Source organism: Nocardia flavorosea NBRC 108225 (genome assembly GCF_001613385.1).
Lineage (GTDB): Bacteria > Actinomycetota > Actinomycetes > Mycobacteriales > Mycobacteriaceae > Nocardia > Nocardia flavorosea.
In genome coordinates this window covers 686,583-711,987 of the sequence record NZ_BDCG01000002.1, presented here as the reverse complement: position 1 = coordinate 711,987, position 25,405 = coordinate 686,583, and the positions used below count along the sequence as shown (strand labels likewise).

21 protein-coding genes and 1 pseudogene are annotated in these 25,405 nt (G+C 67.1%); 18 read left to right on the top strand and 4 right to left on the bottom strand.

Going from position 1 to position 25,405, the window contains the following annotated elements; translation table 11 throughout:
- Positions 1 to 60 precede the first annotated feature (60 nt).
- Positions 61 to 1,410: an acyl-CoA dehydrogenase family protein gene (locus NFL01S_RS03395; protein ID WP_062971189.1), complete on the bottom strand. Its 1,350-nt coding sequence runs from the start codon at positions 1,408 to 1,410 to the stop codon at positions 61 to 63.
- Positions 1,411 to 1,536: 126 nt separating this feature from the next.
- Here NFL01S_RS03395 and NFL01S_RS03390 point away from each other — a divergent pair, with 126 nt between their 5' ends.
- From NFL01S_RS03390 to NFL01S_RS03370, 5 genes are all read left to right on the top strand, one after another.
- Positions 1,537 to 2,637, top strand: coding sequence for an amidohydrolase family protein (locus tag NFL01S_RS03390; RefSeq protein WP_062971186.1), 1,101 nt, complete (start codon positions 1,537 to 1,539; stop codon positions 2,635 to 2,637).
- Between the two features lie 190 nt (positions 2,638 to 2,827).
- A complete protein-coding gene (locus NFL01S_RS03385) occupies positions 2,828 to 3,379 on the top strand; it encodes a PaaI family thioesterase (protein WP_245670490.1) in 552 nt (183 codons plus the stop codon).
- Positions 3,380 to 3,517: 138 nt separating this feature from the next.
- Positions 3,518 to 4,864, top strand: coding sequence for a phenylacetate--CoA ligase family protein (locus NFL01S_RS03380; RefSeq protein ID WP_245670489.1), 1,347 nt, complete (start codon positions 3,518 to 3,520; stop codon positions 4,862 to 4,864).
- Positions 4,861 to 5,550, top strand: coding sequence for a hypothetical protein (locus tag NFL01S_RS03375; RefSeq protein WP_157116193.1), 690 nt, complete (start codon positions 4,861 to 4,863; stop codon positions 5,548 to 5,550). Before NFL01S_RS03380 ends, NFL01S_RS03375 begins: the two co-directional genes overlap by 4 nt.
- Before the next feature lie 73 nt (positions 5,551 to 5,623).
- Complete coding sequence (locus tag NFL01S_RS03370) at positions 5,624 to 8,086, top strand: GNAT family N-acetyltransferase (protein ID WP_062971182.1); 2,463 nt, start codon at positions 5,624 to 5,626, stop codon at positions 8,084 to 8,086.
- Positions 8,087 to 8,118: 32 nt separating this feature from the next.
- Here the strand turns inward: NFL01S_RS03370 and NFL01S_RS03365 are convergent, their stop codons facing one another.
- Positions 8,119 to 8,934 carry an HpcH/HpaI aldolase/citrate lyase family protein gene (locus NFL01S_RS03365; RefSeq protein WP_210744330.1) on the bottom strand — a complete coding sequence of 272 codons (816 nt, stop codon included), beginning with the start codon at positions 8,932 to 8,934 and terminating at the stop codon, positions 8,119 to 8,121.
- 445 nt (positions 8,935 to 9,379) lie between these two features.
- On the opposite strand from NFL01S_RS03365, the gene NFL01S_RS03360 reads away from it, so the two are divergent.
- The 8 genes and pseudogenes from NFL01S_RS03360 (at position 9,380) to NFL01S_RS03330 (ending at position 15,968) form a co-directional block, all read left to right on the top strand.
- Complete coding sequence (locus NFL01S_RS03360; RefSeq protein WP_062971180.1) at positions 9,380 to 10,501, top strand: epoxide hydrolase family protein; 1,122 nt, start codon at positions 9,380 to 9,382, stop codon at positions 10,499 to 10,501.
- A pseudogene (locus NFL01S_RS37810) lies at positions 10,492 to 10,980 on the top strand (hypothetical protein); the annotation flags it as partial. The gene NFL01S_RS03360 and the pseudogene NFL01S_RS37810, both read left to right, overlap by 10 nt.
- Positions 10,929 to 11,423 (top strand): SDR family oxidoreductase, encoded by a 495-nt coding sequence (locus NFL01S_RS34110; protein ID WP_307614606.1) that lies wholly within the window; start codon positions 10,929 to 10,931, stop codon positions 11,421 to 11,423. The pseudogene NFL01S_RS37810 and the gene NFL01S_RS34110, both read left to right, overlap by 52 nt.
- A complete protein-coding gene (locus NFL01S_RS03350) occupies positions 11,420 to 11,749 on the top strand; it encodes a putative quinol monooxygenase (protein ID WP_157116191.1) in 330 nt (109 codons plus the stop codon). The genes NFL01S_RS34110 and NFL01S_RS03350 overlap by 4 nt, the downstream gene beginning before the upstream one ends.
- A gap of 372 nt (positions 11,750 to 12,121) precedes the next feature.
- Entirely contained in the window at positions 12,122 to 14,584 is a 2,463-nt protein-coding gene (locus NFL01S_RS03345) for a sensor histidine kinase (protein ID WP_062971175.1), read from the top strand.
- The gene (locus tag NFL01S_RS03340; protein ID WP_062971173.1) at positions 14,577 to 15,017 is read left to right on the top strand and encodes a roadblock/LC7 domain-containing protein; all 441 of its coding nucleotides are present in this window, start codon (positions 14,577 to 14,579) and stop codon (positions 15,015 to 15,017) included. The genes NFL01S_RS03345 and NFL01S_RS03340 overlap by 8 nt, the downstream gene beginning before the upstream one ends.
- Complete coding sequence (locus NFL01S_RS03335) at positions 15,014 to 15,394, top strand: DUF742 domain-containing protein (RefSeq protein WP_062971171.1); 381 nt, start codon at positions 15,014 to 15,016, stop codon at positions 15,392 to 15,394. The genes NFL01S_RS03340 and NFL01S_RS03335 overlap by 4 nt, the downstream gene beginning before the upstream one ends.
- A gap of 37 nt (positions 15,395 to 15,431) precedes the next feature.
- The gene (locus NFL01S_RS03330) at positions 15,432 to 15,968 is read left to right on the top strand and encodes a GTP-binding protein (protein WP_062971419.1); all 537 of its coding nucleotides are present in this window, start codon (positions 15,432 to 15,434) and stop codon (positions 15,966 to 15,968) included.
- Between the two features lie 95 nt (positions 15,969 to 16,063).
- Here NFL01S_RS03330 and NFL01S_RS03325 read toward each other — a convergent pair whose 3' ends face one another.
- Positions 16,064 to 16,690, bottom strand: coding sequence for a TetR/AcrR family transcriptional regulator (locus tag NFL01S_RS03325; RefSeq protein WP_062971169.1), 627 nt, complete (start codon positions 16,688 to 16,690; stop codon positions 16,064 to 16,066).
- 197 nt (positions 16,691 to 16,887) lie between these two features.
- Between NFL01S_RS03325 and NFL01S_RS03320 the strand changes: the two genes are divergently transcribed.
- The 5 genes from NFL01S_RS03320 (at position 16,888) to NFL01S_RS03300 (ending at position 23,534) form a co-directional block, all read left to right on the top strand.
- Positions 16,888 to 18,489 (top strand): AMP-binding protein, encoded by a 1,602-nt coding sequence (locus NFL01S_RS03320; protein WP_062971417.1) that lies wholly within the window; start codon positions 16,888 to 16,890, stop codon positions 18,487 to 18,489.
- Complete coding sequence (locus tag NFL01S_RS03315) at positions 18,486 to 19,280, top strand: enoyl-CoA hydratase/isomerase family protein (protein WP_062971168.1); 795 nt, start codon at positions 18,486 to 18,488, stop codon at positions 19,278 to 19,280. Before NFL01S_RS03320 ends, NFL01S_RS03315 begins: the two co-directional genes overlap by 4 nt.
- On the top strand, positions 19,277 to 20,035 hold the full coding sequence (locus tag NFL01S_RS03310; protein WP_062971166.1) for an SDR family NAD(P)-dependent oxidoreductase: 759 nt from the start codon (positions 19,277 to 19,279) through the stop codon (positions 20,033 to 20,035). The genes NFL01S_RS03315 and NFL01S_RS03310 overlap by 4 nt, the downstream gene beginning before the upstream one ends.
- 48 nt (positions 20,036 to 20,083) lie before the next feature.
- On the top strand, positions 20,084 to 21,733 hold the full coding sequence (locus tag NFL01S_RS03305) for a CocE/NonD family hydrolase (protein ID WP_245670488.1): 1,650 nt from the start codon (positions 20,084 to 20,086) through the stop codon (positions 21,731 to 21,733).
- Between the two features lie 334 nt (positions 21,734 to 22,067).
- Entirely contained in the window at positions 22,068 to 23,534 is a 1,467-nt protein-coding gene (locus NFL01S_RS03300; protein WP_062971163.1) for an MFS transporter, read from the top strand.
- A 75-nt stretch (positions 23,535 to 23,609) separates the two neighbouring features.
- Here NFL01S_RS03300 and NFL01S_RS03295 read toward each other — a convergent pair whose 3' ends face one another.
- Positions 23,610 to 25,274 (bottom strand): CocE/NonD family hydrolase, encoded by a 1,665-nt coding sequence (locus NFL01S_RS03295; RefSeq protein ID WP_063915806.1) that lies wholly within the window; start codon positions 25,272 to 25,274, stop codon positions 23,610 to 23,612.
- Positions 25,275 to 25,405: the final 131 nt, after the last annotated feature.

The following is a 25,405-nucleotide window of genomic DNA, read 5'->3' as shown; positions in this document are numbered from 1 at the left end:
TACTCACCCGTCCCCGCAGGCCGGGTGAGTACCGCGTCGGGCTCCATGGCACCCACTGGGTCAGATTCCCAGGCGTTCCAGCAGTCGTTCGTGGGCCAGCGCCGGACCGCCGAGCAGCAGGTCGGTACCGCGCGCTCGCGTCACGATGGTGGTGACGTCCGCGGCGTCCAGGTCATCGGCCACGGCGGTGAGGCGCAACGCCACTTGGCGAACCGCATTCGAGCAGCCGATATGTGCCATCGCCGCGGCCGCGGCGGCGGCATCGAGATCGTCTCCACTCTGTAGTTCGACCGCCCGGTACCACAGCGCGGTGGCTCCGGCCCGGATCACCTCCAGATCCGCGAGCTTCTTCGTGTAGCTCCGCCACGACTCGCTGTCGTCGGCGGAGGGCAGGGCCTTGGACAGGCATTTCAGCGCCCGGTCGACGATGCCCATCTGTTCGGCAGCAAGAACTGTCGTCGCCCGGTCGACCGTGCGGTTCATGATGCGCCCGCCCGCCCCTTCGTGTCCGATGAGGACCGCGGGAGTCGACTCGAAGACTATGCGTGCGAGCGGCCGTACATCGTCGAGTGAATCCAGGCGCTCGACGGTGACACCCGGTGCATTCCGGTCGACGAGGTACAACGACGGGCCGCCGATGTTGCGGGCTACGACGAAGATCTTTTCCGCTGTCTCGGCACCGGGTACGAACCATTTCTCGCCGGTGAGCTGCCAGCCGGTGTCGGTTGCCTTCGCGCGGGTCCGAACGAGTGCCGGATCCCAGGAGCCGGTCTTCTCGGCCGCCGCGAGAGTGCAACGGCGCAGATCGACGCTGTCGTCGGTGGGTGAACCCGCCACGGTGAACGCCTGCGCGCCGAGTCCGGCGGCGGGGAAATAGTCGGTCCGGGACAGGGTGTAGCCGGCCGAATAGGCGACCCGTGCGAGCCCGGTGGCCTTCGGGCCGAACGCCTTGGCCTCCCAGGTGTCCTCGGGGAGGATTCCGGACAATTCCTCGTCGCGTTCGATCACCTGCCCGGTGACGTCCACGGCGAGCGTATCGATGGCTCTTGCGGCTTCGGCGGTGAGTTCGCCGGTCGCGCGAACGAGCGGAAGCAGCTGTGCCCGAAAGGGATTGCCCGCATCCGCGAGCAGTCGCGGTCCCAGCACCTCGGCGACGAATTCGCCTGCTGAGGCAAGGACCCGGGCCTCCGCCGCGTCGAGGACCGGCCGGGGGCATTCGACCTTGCCGGCCCGTAGTCGATCGACCGCGGTCAAACCGGTGAGCAGTTCGCTCAACCGGCGGCGTAGCGCGCGATCATCCCAGGTCCAGGTGGAACGCATCAGTGCGGGCAGACTCTCCTCGTTCAGGTCGCGGAGGTAGCTGTCGCGTTGTTCGCGGGTGAGTGTCGTACTGCCGGTCGTCGGTTCCATGGTGCCCTCCCAGGCTGGGTTCGAGTTTCGCTATACAGGATGCCCCTTTTTCGTTACAGTGTAAATAATATAGCGGGCCGGTCCGCCGTGGTTCGGCCCGGAAGTCACTCGATCGAGGAGAAATCCATGACAGAGGCGATGGCCGCCGTCGCAGAACAGGCCGACGAGGACAAGATCTGGGCCAATTCCGGTGATTCCCATCTGATGGAACCGGAAGATCTGTGGACCTCGCGGCTCCCCAAGCGGCTGGCGGACCGGGCGCCCCGCTCGGAGCGGGGTGAGAAGTACGAGATCGTCTACATCGACGGCACGCAGATCGATCGTCAGCTCAACGACTTCATGGATGCGATGCGCCCGCCGGGCTTCAAGGACCTGGACATCCGGCTCCAGGACCTCGATCAGGAGGGTGTGCGCAACCAGCTCGCGTTTCCCTCGATGGGCTTCTGGACCTGCAATATCAAGGACCCGGAACTGGAGGTCGCGGTCGCTCGCGCGTGGAACGACTGGGCGATGGAAGAGGTGATGGGCCGGCAGGACCGGATCTTCGCCCCCGCGATCGTGCCGCTGCGGGATGTGAAGAACGCTGTGGCGGAGGCGGAACGCGCGGCCGAAATGGGCTTCCGGGCGCTCTATTTCCCGTGCGGGATCGACGACGACCGGGCTTGGGGGCTGGACCTGTGGGAGCCGCTGTGGGCGGCCGCCGAAGAGCTGAAGCTACCGCTGTGCTGGCATATCGGCACGGGCGCGGCGAACGTCGTCTACCGCGGACCCGGCGGCGCGGTGGTGAACTACATGGAGACCACATATCCGGGTATGCGCGTGGTCACGCACCTGGTCGCCGGTGGTGCGCTCGACCGTCATCCGGGCCTGAAAGTCCTGGTCGCCGAGGGTGGCGCGGGTTGGGTGCCGGCCATCGGTGACCGGATGGACGAGGCCTACCGGCAGCACGGTATGTTCGTGCGTCCGCGGTTGTCGCGGCTGCCCAGCGAGATCATCCGCCAGCAGGTGTACGCCTCGTTCCAGCACGACATCAGTGCGGTCCAGGTCATCGAGGACACCGCCTACGACAATGTGCTGTGGGGCGACGACTACCCGCATCTGGAAGGCACCTACGGGCATACGCAGCAAACGCTGCACACCATCTTCGACGACGTCGATACGCGGATCCGCGACCGTGTACTGCGTGGGGCGTTCGACGAACTCTTCCCGGTGGCGGCTGCCGCCTGATCGGCCGGCACCCGCGGGTCGCCCGCTCTGATATGGCCGTACGGTTCGATGGCCGGCCCAGCGCCGGTCGGCGAACCGTACGGCTTCCTTCTTTCCGGGGTGTTCCACTCCGTGGATCCGTGTCCGGGTCCGTTCATCGTCCGCGTCTCGGCTTCCGGGCGCGGCTCACCGATATCGAAGGGGTTTGCCTGTGTCCGAATCCGGAACGAACGCGATTGCGGGGGATGTCCGGCAGCACGCGGCGGTCGACCGCAGCGATCTGTCGGCAGCTCTCGATACGCCGGTATCGCCGGAGGGGGTGCGCCTCTGCTATGGCTGTCACGCGCTGAACCGGTGCCGCCTGGGGGTCGAGAGCGAACATATGGGCGACGACGGAGTGGTGGTCAGCCGGGTGGTGTGCGCACTGGAGAACGAGGGTGGTCCGGAGGTCGCGCACGGCGGTTGGACCGCTGGTGTCATGGACGAGCTCGTGGGGCACGCGTTGATGCTGAACAACCAATTCGGCGTCACCGGAAGCTTGACCGTCAAGTTCGTGCGTCCGGTGCCTGTCGGGTGGCAGCTGATCGGGCGCGCGTGGGCGGTGAAGGAAGAGGGCCGGCGGGTTTTCGTCCGGGCGACACTGGAACTGGAGAGCTCCGGAGCCGTTGTGGCCGAGGCCGACGCGATCATGGTCAGGCGACCCGACTCGCACTTCGAGCAGCACTATCGGTGGCTCGACACGCAGCGTGACGTATCGGAATAGATTCGTTTCACTCCTCCTCTATACAGGTAGATATTTATCCTGTTAGTCTGTGCGTCGGATCACGCGGGATGTTCCCGCCGTTCAGACTGTGCCGCGGAGCGTCCCGAGCGTGGCAGTGCCCCGGCGATGGAGGAGATTGTGACGACTATCAGTGGGCCGGCGAACCCGCAGACCACGGTCGATGGTGCGGCCTGCGAGTTCCTGGAACCGGAGGTGGAGTGCGCTTCGCGGGAGTCGATCCGAGCGGACCAGGAAGCCGCGGTGCTGGATCTGGTGGCGTTCGCATGGGACAACTCGCCCCTGTATCGCGAGCACTGGGGTGCCGCCGGTGTCTCGCCGGACGATATCCGCAGCCTCGACGATTTCACCACCAAGATCCCGACCCTGACCAAGGCCGAGATCAAGGCGTATCGGGAGCGTACCGGCGACCCCTACGGCGGGTTGCTGTGTGTGGATCCCAAGACTCTGACCTCGGTGACCACGACATCGGGGACCACCTCGGCACCCGAACTGCTACCCGAGATCTGGACCGTCGCTCCGCCCCTGCCGGCCGTCTCCGCCCGCGATCTGTACGCGCACGGACTACGACCGAGTGACCGGGTCATCGTCCCGGCGGGCGCCTTCCGCAATTACTGGGACGACTTCTACGCGGCGCTCGGCGTGACTCCGGTGTTCGCGGACAGCTGGCTCGGGCAGGGCGAAGCCATGCTCCGGGCGATTCGCAAGCACAATGTGGCCTATATGCAGGTACACCTGCCGGCCATCATGGAGTTCGAGAAGCTGGAAGCGAAATACGACCTGCGGGAGGCATTCGCTTCGGTGAAGTTCTTCTCGTTCGCCGGTCAGCCCATGGGCGCGGCGCTCAAGCGCAAGGTCACCGAGGACTGGGGCGTGAAGGTGGTGACCTACACGAGCGCCGGTGACACCGGGACCGCGTGGGAGGGGCCGGACTTCGACGGGTTCCAGCTGTGGGAGGACACGATGCTCCCCGAGGTTCTCGATACCGTGACCGGCGAGCCGGTGGGCGACAAGGAGATCGGTGAGCTCGTCGCCACCGATCTCGACAATCGGGTCGCGCCCTACATCAGGTTCCGGTCGGGAGATCTGGTGCGGGTTACCCGCAAGTCGTCGCCCATCGGCCGGACGCACGCCCGGATGTGGTTCGCGGGCCGGCGTGGTGACGAGACCGTCGTCGACGGCAAAGCGATTGTGGTCAGCGATGTCTGGCAGTTGGTGGAAACCCTGCCCGAGTTGTCGGACGGTATGTTCCAGATCATCCGCTCGGACGGCCCGATGGCCCGGCTGCGCCTGCGGGTGGGTTACGCGCCCGAACGAACCACCGATCTCGCCGACCTCGAGCGCCGGTTGACCGAAGTTCTGGAGTCCGAGCTGGGTGTCGGTGTCGACCTCGTCCTGCTCACGGTCGAGGACATCCTTCAGTACAGCTCCAGCGTTGCCAAATTCCCGAGGACGGCCAAAGAATGACACGAAATACGATGCTGGAAGCCGCCCGGCGGCTGCCCCGATCGCCGATCTACGGAATCGGAGTGTGCCGCGTGGGTGACGGCTTCCTGGACTACGAAATCGGCTGGGACGATCTGGGCCGGGATACCGCCTGGGCCCACGCGCAATTGCTCGCCGCCGGGGTGACCGCGGACGACCATGTGCTCCTCACCACGCCCAACCACGAGAACCCCTGGTTGAGCCCGGTCGTCCGGGCGTTGCGGCAGATCGGGGCGACCTACACACCGGCCGAGACCTACAACTGGGATTCCGCCCGGTTCCTCTCGGTGCTGGAACGGATGCCGATCACCGTGGTGATCGGGCTGTCCGAAGACACCGTGGACGCGGTCGCGGCGCAGAACCCGGATCTGGCGGAGGTATTGGGGAAGGTCCGGCTCATCTGGGCGAGGCCTGCCGCGCGCGCCCGGCTCGCGGCGGCGGGGGTGGACTCCGCCCTGATCGCCCTGCTCGGGCCGGCTCTCGGGCTGGCACTGCCCACCGCTCCGGGCGTTCTGCGAGTCAACGGCGCCGAATGGGCCATCCGGGATTCGGAAGGTACGCTTCTGCTCTCCAGTACCGACGCCCGCAAAGCACGAATCACCGACGTCCCGGCCGGTATCTCGGGGCGGGTGACCGCGGACGGCGATACCCTGCTGATCGAGGTGTAACCGCAGGCGCTCGTCCTGATCGATCCCGGGCGGGCGCCGCGAACCGTGAAGTTTCCGAGCGAGAGGCGGCGGTGTGGCGGGTGCGGAACGCAATCTCGACGACGGTACGCCCGGGTTGCTCAAGGACGGACGATCGGTTCTCGTCCGCCGGCTGACCCGGGACGATCTCGAGCTCATCGTCGACTTCAGCCATCGGCTGTCGCGCCGCACCATCTCGATGCGCATGCTCGGGCCGGTGGTCACCTTGGACCGGGCCGGCCTGGCCCGGTTCATGGACTTCGACGCGCACGAACAACTGGCGCTCGTCGCCGTGCACGAGAACAGGGCGGTCGGGATCGCGGACTTCGCCCGGGTCGCCGGCCATCCGGACCGGGCCGAAGTGACTTTCACGATCATCGACGAATTCCAGTCCCTCGGGCTGGGCGGGCTGCTGCTGGAACATATCGCGGCCGCTGCCCGCGACAACGGGGTCGCGGTACTCGAGGCCGACGTACTCGTCGAAAACGTAGCCATGGTGCGAACCCTGGAAAGCTCGGGATACGCGGTTCAGTTCGGGCCGCCCGGGTCGGTTGTCCACGCCGATATCGCCATCCACCCGCGGGCGCAGGTGCTGGCTCGCTCCGACCGCCGGGAGCATCGGGCAGTGCGCTCGTCCATGCAGCGTATTTTCGATTCCCGGACCGTCGCGATAGTCGGAGCCGGAATCGGGCCGGAAAATCTGGGTCGCGCGGTGGTGCGCAATCTCGTGACGCACGGATTCCCCGGAAAGGTTTATGCCGTCAACCCCAACACCCCGGCGGTGATGGGCTTGCCGACCTACTCCACTGTGAGCGCGATCGGCGAACCGATCGATCTGGTCGTGGTGGCGGTCGCGGCCGAACTCGTGCCGGAGATTCTGCGGGACTGCGCGGCCGCTTCGGTGGCGGCCGTGATAGTGGTGTCGGTCGGGTTCGGAGAGCTGGGTGAACAGGGCCGCGCCGCCGAAATGGACATGGTCCGCTACGCGCGGGGCCAGGGCATGCGGCTCATCGGTCCGGCGAGTATGGGTATTCTCGCGCAGCAGCAGACGCGGCGCCTGGCCGCGACCTTCTCCTTGTCGTTGCCCGAGCCCGGAGTGGTGGCGATGGCGAGCCAGTCCGGCACTCTGGGGCTCGCCGTGCTGGAATACGCCCGCCGGATCGGGCTCGGGTTCTCCGGTTTCGCCTCGCTGGGTCGATCGGCCGATGTTTCGCCGAACGATCTGCTGCAGTGGTGGGAGGAGGATCCGACCACCTCGGTGCTCCTGTTGGATCTGGAACGTGTCGGCAACCCACGTAAATTCGCCCGCCTGGCCCGGCGCGTCAGTGCGCGCAAACCCATCGTGACCGTGACCAGTGCGGTGCAGCTGTCGCTGGACAGCGCGGCCGTGCCGTCCGGCGTCGACCGCGGTGCGGTGACCGATACGCTGTTCTCGCAGACGGGGATCGTCGTGACCCGGACGCTCGCGGAAATGTTCGATGTCGCACTGCTTTTCGCCCATCAGCCGGTACCGCGTGGGGATCGGGTCGCGGTGGTCACCAACGCGACACAGCCCGGCGCGCTGACCGCCGCCGCCTGCCGGGCGGCGGGTTTGCGTCCGGCTCGGGTGAGCGAACCGACGATGGTGGCATTGCGCGAGATCGCGCCGGCCGGCGATACGGCCGATTTCTTCGATCTGTCACCCCGTGCGGACGCCGAGCATTACGAGTCGGCGTTACGCGCACTGCTGGCCGACGATGCCGTCGATTCGGTGCTGGCGTTGTTCATACCGCCGCTGGTGCTGAGCCGCGAAGCGATTGTGGCTGCTCTGTTGAGAGCGGGGGAGTCGGCTCCCGGAAAAACCCTCGTTGCCAGCTTCGACGGGACGGAAGGTGTACTCCGCGGCGCCGGCGATCAGGACCTCGCGGTGCCGAGTTATACCTTCCCGGAGGCGGCTGCCGCGGCGCTCGGCCGGGCAACCTCGTACGGGGCCTGGCGGCGCCAGCCCGCCGGCGTGGTCCGGCAGCCCGGGGGAATCTCGGCCGATCGGGTCCGCGCCGTCGCCGAGCGCGCCGGAATCGGTCCGGCGGGCGCCGCGGAGGCCGGCGACCTGCTGGCGGCCGCCGGGCTGGCGGGGCGGCCGGACGCCGGAATCACCGGACCCCAGGTATCGCTCTCGGTCGTCGAGGACAGCGTTTTCGGGCCGTTGCTCATGTTCGGGATCGCCGGCGAGTCGATGACGCTGTACGGCGATATCGCTTTCCACATCACCCCGGTGAGCGACCTCGATGCCGCGCGCATGGTGCGCTCCGTGCGGGCATTCCCGCTGCTGGCGGGACGAGACGTCGACGCGGTGGTGGACGTGATCCTGCGGGTGGCGTGGCTGGTCGAGGAACTGCCGTCGCTGGCCGAACTACAACTGCCGCGGGTGACTGTCGGTGCGGAGGGGGAAGGTGTGCTCGTGCACGACGTCTCGGTGGTTTTCGGTGCTCCGGGAGAAGGCAGGCGACACCGTGAGCCGCGGGTACAGACGTCGTGACGACAGCCCGGACCCGCACGGCCCGCTCATGACTATTCGGTGACCGAAGCTCGCGCCAGGATCCGCTGGGCGCGTTCGAACACGGGCTTGTCGACCATGGCCCCGTCTATACGGACAGCTCCGTCCTGCCCTGTGAACGCCGCGACAGTTCGGTGTGCCCACTCCACCTCTTCGTCGCTCGGCAGAAACGCGGCGGCCGCGGCGGACACTTGCGCCGGGTGAATGCAGAGTTTGCCGCCGAAACCCAGCGCGCGAGCCTGCGCCGCCTCCTCGGCGACGTATTCGCTGTCTTGTATCCGGACGCTGACACCGTCGATCGGTGCCGGAAGCCCGGCGACTCTCGAGGCCAGCACCAGCGTGGACCTGGCGAGGAGTAGCGAGCGGCTGTTCTCGGCCGCGTCGATATCGTGGGCGAAATCGATCGAACCGAATGCCAGCCGCCGGACGGCGGGGCATGCGGCCAGTTCGTACGCGTTGTGTACGCCGAGCGCGGTTTCTACCAAAGCGACTACGCCACGTTCGCTGCCGAGCCGTTCACCGGTCATGGCGAGGTGCCTAGCGGATTCCGCTTTGGGCACCATGACGCCGCGCAACCCGGGCGAAGCCACGAGAGCGGCGAGGTCGGCCTCCGCCCATGGGGTGTCGACCCCGTTGATCCGGACCCATGCGCGGCCGCCGTTCGACAGCCAGGCCGCTGCGGCGTCGCGGGCCGTGGGCTTGTGGTCGTCGGCCACCGCGTCTTCGAGGTCGATCACGATCTCGTCGGCGCCGCTTGCTGCGGCTTTCGCGAATCGCTCGGGCCGGTCACCGGGCACGAACAACCAGGTGGACGACGACATCTCGGTCATGGGGAATCCTTGTTCTCGTCAGGTCGGTGAGCTGCGTGGGGTAGCGCCGCATTTACATATCAAATAATGCACTAATTTCAAGAAGTGACGGCGTCGCGGTCGACGAGCACTTCGATCGTGCGGGCACTGCGGGCGAAGTTCCCCGGCGTCGCTGTAGGTCTTGGCCAGGGTGGTCCGGGCCATCTTGGCTGTGTCGCGACGGACTGCGGTGGCCGACCTATGCGGCGACCGGGTCATCGGCTGCAACCTCGAGCTCGGCGGAAAGTCACCGACCATCATCTGTGCCGATGCCGACCCGGCAGCGAGGAGTGTCACTCGAATCGTTCAACGATGCCGGCAGGTGTATCCCCCTGTACGTCAAGTCATGCAAATGATTTATACGATTCTAGGAGCCCGGTATAGGCTCACCTCCACGCGACGAGGTCGATGGGAGAGAGGCACCGGTATGGAGCAGCAGGGCGAGAACGTCGGCGTGCGGTCATTCGCCGTGGATGTGCCGCAGGCGAGGCTCGAGGCGCTCGAGCGCCTCATCGCAGCGGCTCCCATCGGGTACGCACCCAGCGATGATGCGGACTGGCGCTACGGCACGGATGCCGCAGCTCTCACGCGGTTGCGTGACCACTGGCTGACGAGTTACGACTGGCGTGAGCACGAACGTGCGTTGAACTCCCACCCGCAGTTCGTGGCCCGGGTCGGCGGCATCGACGTGCATTTCTACCATGTGCGCGCCGAGGGTGGGAGCGGTCTTCCGCTGATCCTGACCCACGGGTGGCCGGGTTCGGTGGTGGAGTTCCTGGAGGTCATCCCGCTGCTCGTGGCCAGGGGGCATGACGTCGTCGTGCCGTCCCTGCCCGGTTACGGCTTCTCGGGACGCCCGCCGCGACCGATCGGTCCCCGACGGGTCGCTGGAATGTGGCGTGAGCTCATGACGGAGGTTCTCGGGTATGAGCGCTTCGGGGCTCAGGGTGGCGACTGGGGTGCGATGGTGACTCGCGCTCTGGCTCACGACCATGCTGACGTTGTGGCGGCCGCACACGTCAACATCCTCTTCGGGGCGTCGTGCGACGACGGCAGTGAGGAGTACCGGACGTGGAAGCGGGACCATGCACGGATCATGGCGCGCGAGTCGGCCTACATGCGCGAGCAGAGCACCGAGCCGCAGACCATCGGCCTGGCCTTGGCCTCATCGCCCGTGGCCTTCGCGTGCTGGGTCATGGAGAAGCTCCACCGGTGGTCGGGTGGTCGCGGGGAGCTGGAGCAGAAGTTCGGTCTCGATGCAGTCATCACCAACGTCATGACCTACGTGGCCACGGACAGTGTGCAGTCGGCGATCTGGATGTATCGAGGGGTGGTGGAGGAGGAGCAGTTCGACGAGCGGTCGCCCGTCCCCCTGGGGTTCGCCAACTATCCCGACGAACTGTTCCGACCGCCCCCGCGATCTGCGGTCGAGCGTGGACTCGGCGTCGTTCGTTGGACGGACATGCCGTCGGGCGGACACTTCGCCGCGTGGGAGGAGCCGGCCGACTTCGCCGAGGAGGTCGGGACCTTCTTCGCCCGATGGCGGTAGGAGGGCGGAGACTGAGAGCTCGCGGCCACCGTCGCGGGCTCTACCGCCGGCGTCGGACGATCGCCTGGACCGCAATATCGCCGCTCGACGTCATGAGCCGGGACTCCACGCCCCCAGTCGGCGACCCGCTCGCACCGAAAGGCGCCGTAGTACCAGTCGATCGGCACTTCGCGGGTATGTCGTTCACATACGGTGCCAAGATCTCGGGGACGGCACCGGACTACACCGCGCCGTGCCTTGCGGCAAAGTACGCCGGCGTCGACGCGCTCGGCATCGGCGCGCCTGCGCGGGTGGTACTCCGGGGCGCGAACGCGTGCGCACAGCAGGGCTACCGGCCTGAACTACTCACCAATGCGCCGGCCATCAATTCCGACTGGCTGAAGAGCGCGGCTGTCGACGGTACGGTCGCGGCCGGCGGACCGTTCCCGTGGTTCGACAAGTCGCCCGCCACCGAGCAGTACCGAAATGCGTTGGCCAAGTGCGCGCCCGACCTTGTGTTGGAAGTCAACCTCAATGCCGCCGTCGACCTGACGCGCATCCTGTTGCCGGACATGCTGGTCCGCGGCGGGGCCGGGTCGTCAATATCGGATCTGCTGCCGCCACCACCGACTTCGGCACCCAGTTGGTCTACGCGGTCTCCAAGGCCGGGCTCGAGCGGTTCACGACCGGCCTGGCCGCCGAGCTCGCCGGCACCGGCGTCGCCGCCAACTGTGTGCGGGTCGACGAGGCCCTCCGCAGCGAGGCGCTGGCCGCGATGATCGGTGAGACCGCCGATCCGCCCGGAACCGGCGCTTCGCCGGAGGAGTTCGGCGAAGCGGTGCGGTGGCTCGTCGATCAGCCGACGTCGTTCACCGGCCGGGTTCTCACGTTCGGTGATCTGCGCGACCTGGCCGCGCTCGCCACTCACGAAGGAGTCGTATGAGTACTGGACCCGCCGAGAAAGGCCCTGTCGCCGCGTGCGTGCATGTTGTCGCGCGCCTCGGCGGCGGCGAGGCGATGTTCGACCTGCTCACCCGGATGTCCGTTGAAGCCGAGAAGGACGACGGCACCGAGGCGTGGTCGATACACCGCCTCCGTGGTGGTGCCGGGGAGTTCTTCGTCTATGAGTGTTTCCGCGATGACGAGGCGTTCGCGCGACACCAGCACAACGACGCGCTCAACATGCTCGGCAAGGAGCTCAGCGACTCCGCCGAGCGGATTCAGGTGCTGTCCGGTCGGCTTATCGGTGGTCTGCATCCCCTGCTCTGATGGCGAGTCGCTCGGGGCGATATCGCCACGACACCGGTGCGCGGCTCGCGCAGCCACGCCTTCACGCTCGAGAGTTGTGAGTGTTGCGATGACCGCGTGAACCCAAGCCAATACTCGACTCTCGTGGTCAATGCCCTGGACATGCTTACTACATCCGTTGACAGTGTGGTGAGCCGAGGATACGCTCCCAAACAGCTTAATGAATGAGCTATGTACCGGGATTGTCGATCCTCTGGCTGTAGCCATGTGCAGATCGGCACTACCGCATCGTGGTCTGCCTGTTCGTATGCACATCGCCGAGGTCGCCCAGCTGGCCTCGGCGAGCACTTCGGCGCGCTCACTTCCGGTATTCACACTGACGAGGAGTTTCGGATGAGTTCGCGTGGGGCCGGCGAAGCCGATGCGGGGAAACCGCGTGCCAGGTTCCTGAGTCGCTTCGCGGGCCGTTCCACAGCGAGCATACGAACGGTGCTGCTCGCGATAGTCATGGTGCCGAGCGTGGCACTGTCACTCGTCGGGATCTCGGTGGTCGCACTGCTGGGTTCCGAAGCGCGGACTGCCGGGAACTGGTCCGAGTACCGCAGCACCGTCACCGATCAGCTGGTGCGTTACCTCACCGCCGTCCAGGACGAGCGGACAACCAGTCTGGCCACCCTCGGCGGTGACGGCCGGGCAGCGGCAACGCTGCCGGCCGATCGCGCTGCGACGGACGCCGCTCTGACGGAGATCAAGCAGATCACGAGCTCCGCTCAGGTCGCAGGCTCGGAAGCGATCGAAGACACCCTCTCGGGATTCGCCACTTTGGTATCGAGACTTCCGGCGATAGGGGGCACCGTCGAGTCCGGTCGCGGCGACGCGGCCGAGATCGACAATTTCTACACCGGTATGGCGGACGTGGTCGCCACAGGTATCCGGGCGAATGCGGCGCACAACGCACCGGATGCGCCCATTGCCAGTGAGGAGTTGGCAGCCGCTGATCTTTTGGCGGTCGCGGACCTGCAATCGCGGACCGTTGGCTTGGCCGCAGCCGGTATGGCGCAAGGTGTGCTGGAACCTGGCGAGCGGCGAGCAGTAGCCCACGTCGTCGGCGCCTATCGCGATCAGTTCAACCGGCTGGCCTCCCGGCTGACCGCGGCAGAGCGGGGCCGGCTCCAAGAGATTTCGTCGAGCAACGAGTGGGGTACGGCGCTCTTCGCGCAGGATGAACTCACCGGCAACGGGGTTCTGCCGGTGCCGTACGAGGATTGGCGGTCCGCCGAGCAGGTGGTTCGAACCCAATTGCTCGATGTGTTCATCGACCATACGAACTATGCCCTCGACCTGGCCGAGGATGCGGCAGACCGGTTGTTCTTCCAGTCTGTTGCCGCCGGAATCGTGGTCGCGCTGATTTCCGCGGGGGCGGTGGCGATCTCCGTCGGCCTGGCGAATCGGCTGATCCGGCGCCTGCGCCGGCTCCGGACGAACAGTCTGGATCTCGCGTACGAAAAGCTTCCGTCGATCATCGATCGCATCCACGGTGGGGAGACGATCGACGTCGACGCCGAGACGGCACCTGTCGACCGCGGGCGAGACGAAATCGGCCAGGTCGCCGAGGCTTTCGCCATCGCCCAGCGCACCGCGGTAGCCGCTGCTGTGGCCGAAGCGGGGACTCGGGACGGATTCAAACGGGTATTCCTCGATATCGCGCATCGCAGTCAGGTCGTCGTGCGCCGGCAACTCGATCTCCTGGAAGTCGCGGAGAACAAGCAGGGCGACCCTGAGCATCTCGAATTGCTTTTCAAACTCGACCATTTGGCCACCCGCTCCCGTCGGAACTCGGAGAATCTCTTGATCCTGGGCGGCGCCCAGCCCGGCCGGAAGTGGCGTGAGCCGGTGGAGCTGGAGGAGATCGTGCGCAGTGCGATCTCCGAGACCGAGGAATTCACCCGGGTGAGCGCGGTCCGCCTGCCCCGGGTCCGCATTCTCGGCAGCGTGGTGGCCGACCTCATCCACCTCCTGGCGGAACTGGTCGACAATGCCACGGCTTTCTCGCCGCCGGCGGCGCCGGTCGCGGTTCGCGGCAATCTCGTCGGACGGGGCGCGGTGATCGAGGTCGAAGACCAGGGCCTCGGAATTCGTCCCGAGGAGCGTGAGCGTTTGAACGAACTTCTGCGAGATCCACCGGATTTCGCCGCGATGACTTTGTCCGGGCAGCGGCACCTCGGCCTGTTCGTGGTCGGCCGGCTGGCGCAGCGGCACGCCTTCTCGGTGAACCTGCAGGAATCGGCCTACGGTGGGGTCAAGGCTGTCGTCCTGATTCCGTCCGGGCTCATGGAATCGGCCGCCGACCCCGCTCCGGGATATGCGGACGATTCCGGCTTCGCGCGCGAAACCCACACCCATCGGGCGCCGGATCCGACTCCCGCTCCACGGACAGAATTGGTCCCACGCCCGCTACCGGCAAACAATCTTGCCATCACCGATGGCATGGATATCGCGGCCGCTCCCGTGCAGCCCTCCCCGCCGGGCATGGGCAGCCACTGGAACGCCGCGCCGTCCACCAGACCGGCATCACCGGATACCGGACCCGCCACCCGCCCGGGGCGTGCGCGTGGGACTCGCCGGCCGCTTCCGCAGCGACAACGCAACGCCAACCTCGCTCCGCAACTTCGGCAGGATCTCTCGCTCGCGCGGGGACCGGAGGACTCGGCGCCGCAAGCGCGCGACGTGGGCCGAGCGCCCCGTGACGCCGGCCGGGCTCGTCGGGCCATGTCGTCGTTCCAGCAGGGGACGCGCCGTGCGAGAACGACAGCAACAGACAGCACGCAGTGGAACGGACGGTCGGACAATGAATAGCGAACTGGGAATGCAGAACTCGCCGGAGGCGCTGGACTGGCTACTGGACAATCTCGTCAACAGGCTGCCGGAAGCGGAGAGTGCGCTGGTGCTGTCGGCCGATGGTTTGGCCCTGGCCAAATCGCGGGGCCTGGGTCGTGAGGACGCCGAGCAGTTGGCCGCGATGTCCTCGGCACTGCACAGCCTGGCCGGTGGGGTGGGTTTGCATTTCGGCAAAGGCATGTTGCAGCAGACGGTGATCGAGCTGGAAGGCGGCTATCTCGTCGTGACCGAGGCCGGCTTCGGGGCCTGCTTGGCGCTGCTCGCGTCCGTGGACGCCGATCTCGGCATGGTGGCGTATGAAATGAACGTCATCGTCGGCCAGGTCCGGGACCATCTCTCCGCCGCGCCCCGGGTTTCGCGGGCGCCGCTCAGACAGTCGTACGCACCATGAGCGCAAACGACGGCATATTCTCGCCGTTCGACGATGATCCGGGGCCTTTGGTCAGGCCGTTCGCGGTGACTCGGGGCCGAGCGGGACGCGATCTGCACAATCTCGACCTGCTGACACTGGTGGTCACCGTGCAGGCCAGTGCCGACGACTTGTCGTGGGATCGTGAGTACGGGGAGATCCTGCGGATGTGCCACGGCAGACCGCAATCCATTGTCGAAATAGCCGCGCGTCTCGATCTCATGGTCGCCGCGGTCAAGGTTCTGATCAGCGATCTGATCAATTCAGGTCATGTCATTTTCCGGTCGCCGCCGAAACACCATCGCGGCCCCGATCTCGATGTCATACAGGCGGTGCTCGAAGGTGTTCGCAAGCTCTGACCGCGCCACGGGGCGCGATCTCGGCGGGTTCCAGGCCGTGAAGGTTCTGATCGCCGGCGGATTCGGCGTCGGCAAGACCACCCTGGTCAAGTCGATCAGCGAAATCGCGCCGCTGCGGACAGAAGAACGACTGTCCGAGTTGAGCACCGGGGTCGACGATCTGAGCGGGATCGAAGGCAAGACCACGACAACCGTGGCGCTGGACTTCGGGCGCATCACCATCAGTCCGGAACTGGTGCTGTATCTGTTCGGCACCCCCGGGCAGGATCGCTTCTGGTTCATGTGGAAGGAACTGTCCGCGGGCGCCTTGGGAGCCGTGGTGCTGGTCGACACCCGTCGACTGGAATCGAGCTTCGCCGCTGTCGACTTCTTCGAGTCGCGCGCGATCCCGTTCATTGTCGCGGTGAACTGCTTCGACGACGCCGACGACTACGACACCGACGAAGTCGGGGCGGCGCTCGACGTGTCGCCCGGAACGCCGATCGTCTTCTGCGACGCCCGGGACCGGGACTCGGCCAAGTATGTCCTGGTACAACTTCTCGAACACATTGCCGCACTCGCCATGGCGACCTAGGCGGTGTTCCGGAGCCGGTAGTGCGTTGGCCGGTGCGGGTCACGACGACGGCTCTCTGCGGCACGGAACCGGGCGGCCCACGCGCTGCGGTCAGTTCAGTCCGGGCGGGAGAGTAGCCCGTTGAGCAGCAGGGTGCCGAGCTCGGCGAAGGCGTCGGCGGCGGTCATGCCGGTGCGGTCGAGCAGTACTCCGGATTGGACGCCTTCGATGGCCAGTGCGACCAGGTGAGCGGCGAAGTTGCCGTCGGTGGACCGGAATTGGCCGGCGGTGATGCCCTCCTCGATGAGTTCGCGCACGCGTGCGGCCGCGCGTGCGGTGTTGCGGGCGTAGATTTCGGCGGTCGGGGCGAAGGCGACCATGTCGTCATAGAAGGCCGGCGAGTTGCGCCGCATGGCCTCGGCCACGCCGTCGAGGTAGGTCAGGATGCGCCGGCGCGGATCGTCGTGCTCGCTCACGCGGCGCTCGATGACCTCGGCGGAGGAGCGGAAGAAGGCCTTGGTTGCCAGCACGACCAGCTGCTCCTTGGTGGAGGCCACGCTGTAGAGCGTCGCGCGTGAGCAGTGCAGCCGGTCGGCCAGTTCTCCGATGGTGACCGTGGTAAAGCCTTCATCGAGGAAGATCCGCTGGATACTGCCGAGCAGTTCCTCGCGGCGGGCGAGGTCGACCCGGCGGCGGCGGGGAGTCTTCACTGGAGTTCGGTCCCTGGACGAGGTTGCGGCCATTCGGCGAGTTTGACACATCTCCATTCGGCCGCCGTCGGTGCGGCTGGGGCGGCCGCACCGGTCTCCCCGAATCGGGTTCCCGGTGCTCAGATGTGCTCTGACTTACCCTCTTCCCTCCTTTCCGGTTGTGAGGTAGGTTGCCTGGTACTTATCTCGGTACTTAATGCGTGAGTTTAGTACCCAATCTAGGAGTGTCGATGGACGAAGTCGGAGCGCGGGTCGGCCGATTGCTCGACGAGTTCGGGGCGCCGCAGGCCGATGTGGCGTGGCTGCTGTGCGATCGCCATCCGGCCGGCCGTACGGCGTTGACGGTGGCGCAGGGACCGGGGTCGGTCACGACCTGGACCTACGGTGAGCTGGGCGAGGCGTCGCGGCGGGTCGCGGCGGTGCTGGCCGGGGCCGGGGTGGGGCGTGGTGATCGAGTGGCGACGGTGATGGGCAAGAGCGCCGATCTGGTCGCGGTGGTGCTGGGTATCTGGCGGCTGGGCGCGGTGTACACGCCGTTGTTCACCGCCTTCGCGAGCGAGGCGATCGGTTCCCGGCTCACCGACGCCGGGGCGGTGCTGGTGGTGGCTGATGACGACCAGCTGGCCAAGGTACCCGACGGTCCCTGGTCGGTGCTGGTGGCCGGCACCGACGCCACCGACGGGCTGCAGGCCCGGATGGCAGCGGAGAACCCCGGGGGGATCACTTCGGTGCCGGTCGGGGGTGACGGTGCGCTGGTGCACATGTTCACCTCCGGTACGACCGGCAAACCCAAGGGTGTGGTGCATCCGGTCCGCTATGTCGCGGGCTGGCAGGGCTACCTCGAATTCGGGCTAGGGGTGCGGGCAGACAGCACGTTCTGGTCGGGGGCGGATCCGGGCTGGGCCTACGGTCTCTACACCGCGATCGTGGCACCACTGGCCGCCGGTGTGCCGACGATCCTGCTGCGTGGCGGATTCTCGCCCGAGACCACCTGGGATTTGCTGCACGAGCTCGCCGTGACCGACTACGCCGCCGCCCCGACCGTCTACCGCGGGTTGCGCGCCTCGGCCGTGACGATCCCCGCCGGGCTTGCGCTGCAACGATTGTCCAGTGCCGGGGAGCCGCTGACCCCGGAGGTGAACGAGTGGGCCGAGCAAGCACTCGGCTTGCGGGTGCACGACCACTACGGCCAGACCGAACTCGGCATGCCGATCGGTTTCCCGCACCACCCGCAACTCGAGGTGCCGGTGCGCAGCGGGGCGATGGGGGTCGCGCTGCCGGGCTGGACGATGACCGTGCTCGACGAGGACCGCGACGTGCCTGCCCCGCCCGGAAAGTCCGGGCGGCTGGCCGTGGTCGTGGCCGAGAGCCCGTTCATGACCTTCCACGGCTATGTCGGTGGTGTCGGCGCGGACCGCTTCCGGGCCGAGGGCGCCTACTTCCTGACCGGGGATCTGGCCTCGATCGACAGCGACGGCGTCATCCGGTTCTCCTCCCGCGACGACGACGTCATCATCATGGCGGGCTACCGGATCGGCCCGTTCGATATCGAATCGACTCTGCTGCGCCACCCGGCGGTCGACGAATGTGCGGTCGTCGGCGCGCCCGACCAGGTGCGCGGGGAGGTGGTGGAGGCCTTCGTCGTGCTCGCCCGCGACACCGCCGGATCCGACGACCTCGTCGCCGAGTTGCAGCAGTGGGTCAAGACCGGCTATGCCGCCCACGCCTACCCCCGGCGTATCCATTTCGTCGACGCGCTGCCCAAGACGCCCAGCGGCAAGATCCAGCGCGCGCAGCTGCGCCGCGACCGGGCCGCCGCGAGCGGGCTATGAACGCGCCTGTCCCGGTCCTGGTCGCCGACGCCGGGCCGGTCCGCACCCTCACCCTGAACCGGCCCGGCCGCCGCAACGCCCTCGATCCCGCACTGATCGACGCCCTGGACGACGCGCTCACCGACGCGGAGGCCGACGCGAGCATCGGCTGCCTGGTCCTGACCGGTGCCGGGAAGAGCTTCTGCGCCGGCGCCGACCTGCAGTACTTCCTGAGCCTGCGCGACACCCCGGGCGGGCCGACGGAATTCCTGCGCCGGGTCTCGGCGGTCGTCACCCGGCTCGAACGCAGCCGGCTGCCCGTGGTGGCCGCGGTGCACGGCCACGCCGTGGCCGGCGGGCTCGAGCTTGCGCTGGCCTGTGATGTCGTGATCGCGAGCGAGGGCACGTTGATCGGTGACGGGCATATCCGCAACAACCTGCTTCCCGCGGCCGGATCCAGCGTGCGGCTACCGCGCAAGGTCGGTGACTCCATGGCCCGCTGGCTCGCGCTCACCGGCACGCTGCTGCCGGCCGAGCAGCTCACCGCCACCGGCTGGCTGCACGCCGTTGTGCCGCCCGCCGAACTCGCATCCGCTTCCGCGGCCCTGGCCGCGGAACTCGCAGCCGCCGCCGGACCGGCCCAGTCGGCTTTCAAATCCCTGCTCCACCACTTGACCGGCATGAACGAGGACGAGGGCCTGGCCACCGAGCTCGCCGAGTTCGAGAAGCACTGGAACAGCACCGATGTCCCCGCGGCGCTGACCGCGTTCCTGCACCGCCAACCGGACCGCACCGGAGAGGAAAACCGTTGAACCGCTACACCGACCAGGTCGTCCTGGTCACGGGCGGCGCCCAGGGCCTCGGCGCCGCCATGAGCGAGCGCTTCGCCGCCGAAGGCGCGCACGTGGCGATCGCCGACGTCAACATCGACGCCGCCACCGCTCTCGCGACCCGCTTGCAGACCGAAACCGGGCGCACCTGCACAAGTCACGCCGTCGATGTCACCTCCTCGGCCGAGGTCACTACCTGGGCCGACGACGTCGCCGCTCGCCACGGCCGCATCGATGTACTGGTCAACAACGCCGGCATCATCCGCGACAACCGCGTCGAGGACATCGGTGACGACGACTGGCACGCCGTGCTCGACGTCTCGCTGACCGGCTCCTTCTACTGCGCCCGAGCGGTGCTTCCGCATATGCGCTCGCGCGGATACGGGCGCATCGTGTCGTTCTCCTCGATGAGCTGGCGCGGCAACTTCGGGCAAGCCAACTACGTCGCCGCGAAGGCGGGCATCGTCGGGCTCACCCGCACCCTCGCGTTGGAAACCGCCCGTCAGGGCATAACCGCCAACGCCATCGCTCCCGGCCTCATCGACACCCCCATGCTCGCCTCGATGAACGGCCCCGCCCGCGAGAAACTCATCGCCAAGGTCCCCCAGCGCCGCACCGGCACCCCCGACGACATCGCCGAAGCCGCCGCCTATCTGTGCTCACCGGCCGCCGGCTACGTCAGCGGCATCGTCCTCGACGTCGACGGCGGCCTAGGCATCGGCTCGTCCATCCGCTGAACACAGCACCAACCCAGTTAGATCGAAAGCGAGACAACGATGTCCGGAATGGAAATCGAATTCGACGTCGAGGCCACGATGCGCGACGGCACCGTCCTGCGCGCCGATGTGTATCGGCCGACCGGGGACGGCCCGTGGCCCGTTCTCGTCCACCGCACGCCCTACGACCGGCGCGTCTCGATACAGTCGGTGCTCGATCCGTACATCGCCGCGTCCCGCGGCTACATGCTCGTCCACCAGGACAGCCGCGGGCGGCTCCGTTCGGAAGGCGAATGGCTGCCCTTCACCTACGAGGTCGAAGACGGCTACGACACCGTGCGCTGGGCAGCGGGACTGCCCGGCAGCAACGGCGTGGTCGGCATGATCGGCGCCAGCTACACCGGCAACACCCAGTGGGCAGCCGCGCTCGCCAAGCCGCCGGAGTTGCGCGCGATCAGCCCGCAGATCACCTGGAGCGACCCCAGCGACGGCCTGCACTTCCGCGGTGGCGCGATCGAACTGGGTCTCAACGGGTGGTGGTCACTGATGACCGGCGCCGGCGAGATCGCGGCGCGGGCGCAGGACCCAGCCCAAGCAGGGGCCGCCCTCGCAAGCCTCGCCGCGGACTACGACGGGCTCGTCCCCGCCGGTTACTGGGAATTGCCCGCGGGTGAACTGCCCGCCGTCGCCCGGCACGGAGCTCCCGACATCGGTGTGCGGCGTGCGCTGGCCGATCCGGTCAATGCCGACGGAGCCACGATCGCGGGCAAGCACAGCAGCGTGGAGGCTGCCGCCCTCAACAGCGGTGGCTGGTTCGACGTCTTCCTGCAGGGCACCCTGGACAACCACACCGCCATGGCCGCCCTGGGAAAGCCCACTCGGCTGATCGTCGGCCCGTGGAGTCACCTCAGCAAATCCGGATCGTTTGGTGCCGTGGCAGGCGAGACGAACTTCGGCCTGGCCTCGGCCCATGGGAGCATCGCCTTCAACGAGCAGCAGCTGAGCTGGTTCGATCACTGGATCAAGGGTGTGGACAACGGAGTCGACACCGCGCCGCCGGTAAAGATCTTCGTCATGGGCACCAACCAGTGGCGCGACGAGTCCGAGTGGCCGCTCACCCGAGCGGTCGACACACCCTGGTATCTCGGTGCCGACGCCACCCTGACTCCGGGCTCGCCCACTGCCGAGCAAACCCCGGACAGCTACCGCTACGACCCCGCGGACCCGGTGCGCACCCGCGGCGGCAACCTCGTCATGGCCCTCGAATATCCGGCCGGCCAGTTCGACCAGGCGGCAATCGAGCAACGTCCCGACGTGCTCGTCTACACCAGCGAACCCCTCACCGAAGACCTCGAGGTCACCGGCCGGGTCCGCGTACGACTACACGCCGCCACCGACGCACCCACCACCGACTGGGTCGCGCGACTGTGCGACGTCGGCACCGACGGCATCTCACGCAACCTGTGCGACGGCATCCAGCGCGTCCAGGCCGTTCCCGGCGAGCCCGGCGAGTACGAGATCGACCTGTGGTCGACCAGCAACGTCTTCCTCGCCGGCCACCGCATCCGAGTCCAGATCACCTCCAGCAACTTCCCGCGCTGGGACCGCAATCTCAACACGGGAGACCCCGCCACGATGCGCCCCGCTCAGCAGACGATTTTCCACGACGCAGCGCGACCCTCTCACGTCATCCTGCCGGTGGTTCCGCCCACGCCGTAACACCGCTGACCCGCATCGGTGTCGAACCCGGCACCGACGTGCAGCCCGAGGACGCCGAACAGATCGGCAGCCTCGGGCTGCTCCATCTCCGCGACCGAACAACCAGTGCACCACGGAGAGGTCGGTGGAAAGCCGGCGCCGGACTCCACGCACGCCCCGGCCATTTCCTTGCTTACGCTAATGGTTTGCTTTTAGAGTTCAACTATCTAGCTGTTGTCTGCTGTGATCGGCTGTCGCCGGCGCGGCAGGCCGAACGAGGAGCCACTATGTGTGACCGGAACATGATCAGCGGAACGCGCCGTCGCTCCTCGGTGGGAATCGACCCGATCAGCCGATGAGGAGAGTGCGCCCGCAGCGGACTCCTTCCTGGCTCATCTTCGCGGTGCTGGCGGTGGCGGCGGCCTCCTTTGCGCTGATGCAGTCGATGACGGTCCCGGTACTCCCGCGTATCGAAACCGAAATGCAGACCGACCAGGCCACGGCGACCTGGGTTCTCACGGCGTACCTGCTGTCGGCTTCGGTGTTCACCCCGATTCTCGGGCGTATCGGGGACGCCGTGGGCAAGGAGCGCCTTCTCGTCGTCGCACTCCTCGCGCTGTGCTCCGGGTCGATCATCGCTGCCCTGGCACCGTCGATCGGGGTGCTGATCGGCGCCCGCGTGGTGCAGGGCATCGGCGGGGCGGTGATGCCGTTGGCGTTCGGCATCATCCGCGACGAGCTGCCGCCGCGGCGGGTCACTGCCGCGCTGAGCGTCGTCTCCTCGCTCACGTCGTTCGGATTCGGTATCGGCATCGTGCTGGGTGGCCCGCTGGTCGACTTGCTCGGTTACCCGTGGCTGTTCTGGCTGCCGGCCATCGTCACCGGAGCGGCTGCGGTCGCCGCCCTGTTGTTCATCCCGGCCTCGCCCGTCCGGACCAGGGGCCGGGTGTCGTTGCTGCCCGCGGTGCTGCTCGCCGGGTTCCTGGTGACTCTGCTGTTCTCGCTGAGCCGGGCTCCGGAGTGGGGCTGGACCTCGCGGACATTCCTGGCCGGTGTGTGCGCGGCCGCGCTCCTGGCCGCCGGATGGATCGCGACCGAACACCGTGTCGCCACCCCGCTGGTCGATATGCGGATGATGCGCCGCCGCGGTGTATGGACGACCAATCTCGTCGCGTTGCTGGTCGGCGTGGGTATGTACGCATCGTTCGGTTTCCTCCCGCAGTTCATCCAGACGCCTTCCTCGGCGGGGTACGGATTCGGCGCCACCGTCACCGAATCGGGACTGCTCATCCTGCCCATGGCGTGTGCCTCGTTCGTTGCCGGCCTCATCGCCGCGCCGACGGCTGCGCGGGTGGGAGCTAAAGCGGTGGTCATCACGGGATGTCTGCTCGCTGCGGCGGGCATGCTCCTCATGGCGGTCACGCACGACGGCGTGCTCGCGGTGATGATCGTCAACGCGTTGTCGGGGCTGGGAGTCGGGCTGGCCTTCGCCTGCCTGGCAGGGCTCATCATCGACGCCGTGCCCGCCGGCCAGAGCGGGATCGCGAGCGGTATGAATGCCAATATCCGGACGATCGGTGGCTCGATCGGCACCGCGGTGATGTCGAGTATCGTTGCCGCCCAAGTACTGCCGTCGGGGCTTCCCGCCGAAGTCGGCTACACCCGCGGGTTTCTCCTGCTCGGTGTGGTCTTCGGACTCGCCGCGCTCGCCGGACTGTCCATTCCGGGGCGGAACAGGGCACGGAATGCGGCGGCGGACGAGGCCACCGTCGCCGTTATCCCTTCGGTTGTGGCGAGGGAATCGGTGGTGAGTCGACAGTAATTGGTGTCCCGGTGACGGCCGCCGCGTCGGCGGATGCGGGGAAGACCACCACTTGTCTTCCCCGCATCCTCGTCTTCAGCTCCGCGATGGCGAAGTGGGGAGCAGCACAACCGACTCGTGTTCTGGGTCGTGGAAGATTTCCTGGTCGGCCACGTGGAGTGTCGTGCCGGTGAGGCGTTCCCCGATGCTGCCGGGATTGCGGGCGTAGACGGGGTGGGCCCCGCTGGATATTTGGATCCGCAGGCGATGGCCCGCGCGGAAGCAGTGGGCGGTGGGCCAGACGTGCACGATCACTTTCGCCGGTTCGGCTGCTTCCGCCTCCGTGGTCTCGACGACGGTGATGCCATCGCAGACGTTGATCGAGCGCCCGTCGGAATCGACGTCGCAGATGCGGACGAAGAGGTCTGTGCTCGGCCGACTGGAGCGAAGCCAGATTTCGGCCGTGATGTCGCCGATCACCTCATAGTCGTGCGCCATCGGGCCGGAAGTGAAAGTCAGTACATCCGAGCGGTTTTCGAGTTCCAGATTATCCCGAGGGCCGACCTTCTGGGCGGCGAGTTTGGACATACCCACCGATGGCGTGGGGTCGGCGGGATCGTAACGATAACGGTCCGGGGCACTCGGTGCGGCGGGGCTCCTGTCGAGTGCGCCCTCAGGATGTAGGTACCAGCGGTCGGTGATTGCTTCCGGCGGAGGCCACGAAGTGAAGCTGCGCCATTGGTCGCTGCCGACGACGAACACCCGGACCGGGTCTTGTTCGGCGACTTCCTCGCCGCGCGCGAGAGCGAGTGCCCACTGCGTTCCTTCCCGGATCGCGGCACCACGGAGGCCGTTGTCTATATGCGTCCACGGGCCCACGGTGAGCCGCGGTTGCTGACCCGCGTCGACGAGGGCGCGGTAGTCGCGCAGTGTGTGCGGGAGGAACAGGTCGTACCAGCCGGCGATGATACTGGCCGGCACGGCGGTCTTCGTTATCGTTTCTCGGTGATCGACGTCGACGGTGGTCCAGTAGGAATCGTCACTGTGATGCTGGACCACCTCTTGGAAGAACGGCCATGCCTGGCCGACCATGCGGGAATCGGAATCAACAACCGGTCCCTCCTCGAGCACTCGCCGGAGTCGTCGCATGAACCCGACCTCGGACATCAGGTGAGAAACAACTGTGGAGGTGAATCGCAGCGAGGTCCAATTCAACAGGTTCTCGGCCAGCATGCCCTCCGGGCGGTGGAAAGCGTCGATGACATTCGATGACGTTGTCGTCGGCAGGATAGCCTTCACTTGCGCCGGCACCTTGTCGGCGACCGCCCATTGGGCGAAGCCCATATAGCTCGGGCCGCCCAGCACGAGATTGCCGTCGAACCACGGTTGTTCGATAACCCAATCGATCGTCGCCAGTCCGTCGGCTCGTTCGTGACGCAGCGGCTCGAACTCACCGCCGGAACCGTCGGTGCCCCGGACGCTTTGGAGGAGGACCTGGTAGCCGCGTTCGGCGAACGGCCGGGCGTAGAGCGATAACATGCCGCGGCGGCCGTAGGGTGAACGCACCAGCAGGGTCGGCAGCGATCCCGAGAACGAGCCGGGCCGATACAGGTCCGCGAGCAGAACTGTGCCGTCGGGCATCCGGGTCTCCAGATCGCGTTGCGCCACGATGTTTCTGGTCATCGGCTCCGGCAACGACATCTTCTTCTGCACGATACGGCTCATCAATTGCCAGCTCAGACGCCCGGCGATCTCACTCATTGGCATTCTCCGTTGAACTCCGTGGAACTTCGTTGGCTACCGCGGTGGGTGACTGCATGTCCTTGCGCTACTGCCCGAAGCGCGTAAACGCCCTGCAGGGTGTGGCCGGTGCCGTGCCACACCCTGTAGGC

What these genes read in the sequence shown, in the direction of transcription:
- NFL01S_RS03395 (WP_062971189.1), bottom strand. Translation starts at nt 1,410, where the DNA reads ATGGAACCGACGACCGGCAGTACGACACTCACCCGCGAACAACGCGAC.
- NFL01S_RS03390 (WP_062971186.1), top strand. Translation starts at nt 1,537, where the DNA reads ATGACAGAGGCGATGGCCGCCGTCGCAGAACAGGCCGACGAGGACAAG.
- NFL01S_RS03375 (WP_157116193.1), top strand. Translation starts at nt 4,861, where the DNA reads ATGACACGAAATACGATGCTGGAAGCCGCCCGGCGGCTGCCCCGATCG.
- NFL01S_RS03365 (WP_210744330.1), bottom strand. Translation starts at nt 8,934, where the DNA reads ATGACCGAGATGTCGTCGTCCACCTGGTTGTTCGTGCCCGGTGACCGG.
- NFL01S_RS03360 (WP_062971180.1), top strand. Translation starts at nt 9,380, where the DNA reads ATGGAGCAGCAGGGCGAGAACGTCGGCGTGCGGTCATTCGCCGTGGAT.
- NFL01S_RS03350 (WP_157116191.1), top strand. Translation starts at nt 11,420, where the DNA reads ATGAGTACTGGACCCGCCGAGAAAGGCCCTGTCGCCGCGTGCGTGCAT.
- NFL01S_RS03345 (WP_062971175.1), top strand. Translation starts at nt 12,122, where the DNA reads ATGAGTTCGCGTGGGGCCGGCGAAGCCGATGCGGGGAAACCGCGTGCC.
- NFL01S_RS03340 (WP_062971173.1), top strand. Translation starts at nt 14,577, where the DNA reads ATGAATAGCGAACTGGGAATGCAGAACTCGCCGGAGGCGCTGGACTGG.
- NFL01S_RS03335 (WP_062971171.1), top strand. Translation starts at nt 15,014, where the DNA reads ATGAGCGCAAACGACGGCATATTCTCGCCGTTCGACGATGATCCGGGG.
- NFL01S_RS03325 (WP_062971169.1), bottom strand. Translation starts at nt 16,690, where the DNA reads ATGGCCGCAACCTCGTCCAGGGACCGAACTCCAGTGAAGACTCCCCGC.
- NFL01S_RS03320 (WP_062971417.1), top strand. Translation starts at nt 16,888, where the DNA reads ATGGACGAAGTCGGAGCGCGGGTCGGCCGATTGCTCGACGAGTTCGGG.
- NFL01S_RS03315 (WP_062971168.1), top strand. Translation starts at nt 18,486, where the DNA reads ATGAACGCGCCTGTCCCGGTCCTGGTCGCCGACGCCGGGCCGGTCCGC.
- NFL01S_RS03305 (WP_245670488.1), top strand. Translation starts at nt 20,084, where the DNA reads ATGGAAATCGAATTCGACGTCGAGGCCACGATGCGCGACGGCACCGTC.
- NFL01S_RS03300 (WP_062971163.1), top strand. Translation starts at nt 22,068, where the DNA reads ATGAGGAGAGTGCGCCCGCAGCGGACTCCTTCCTGGCTCATCTTCGCG.
- NFL01S_RS03295 (WP_063915806.1), bottom strand. Translation starts at nt 25,274, where the DNA reads ATGAGTGAGATCGCCGGGCGTCTGAGCTGGCAATTGATGAGCCGTATC.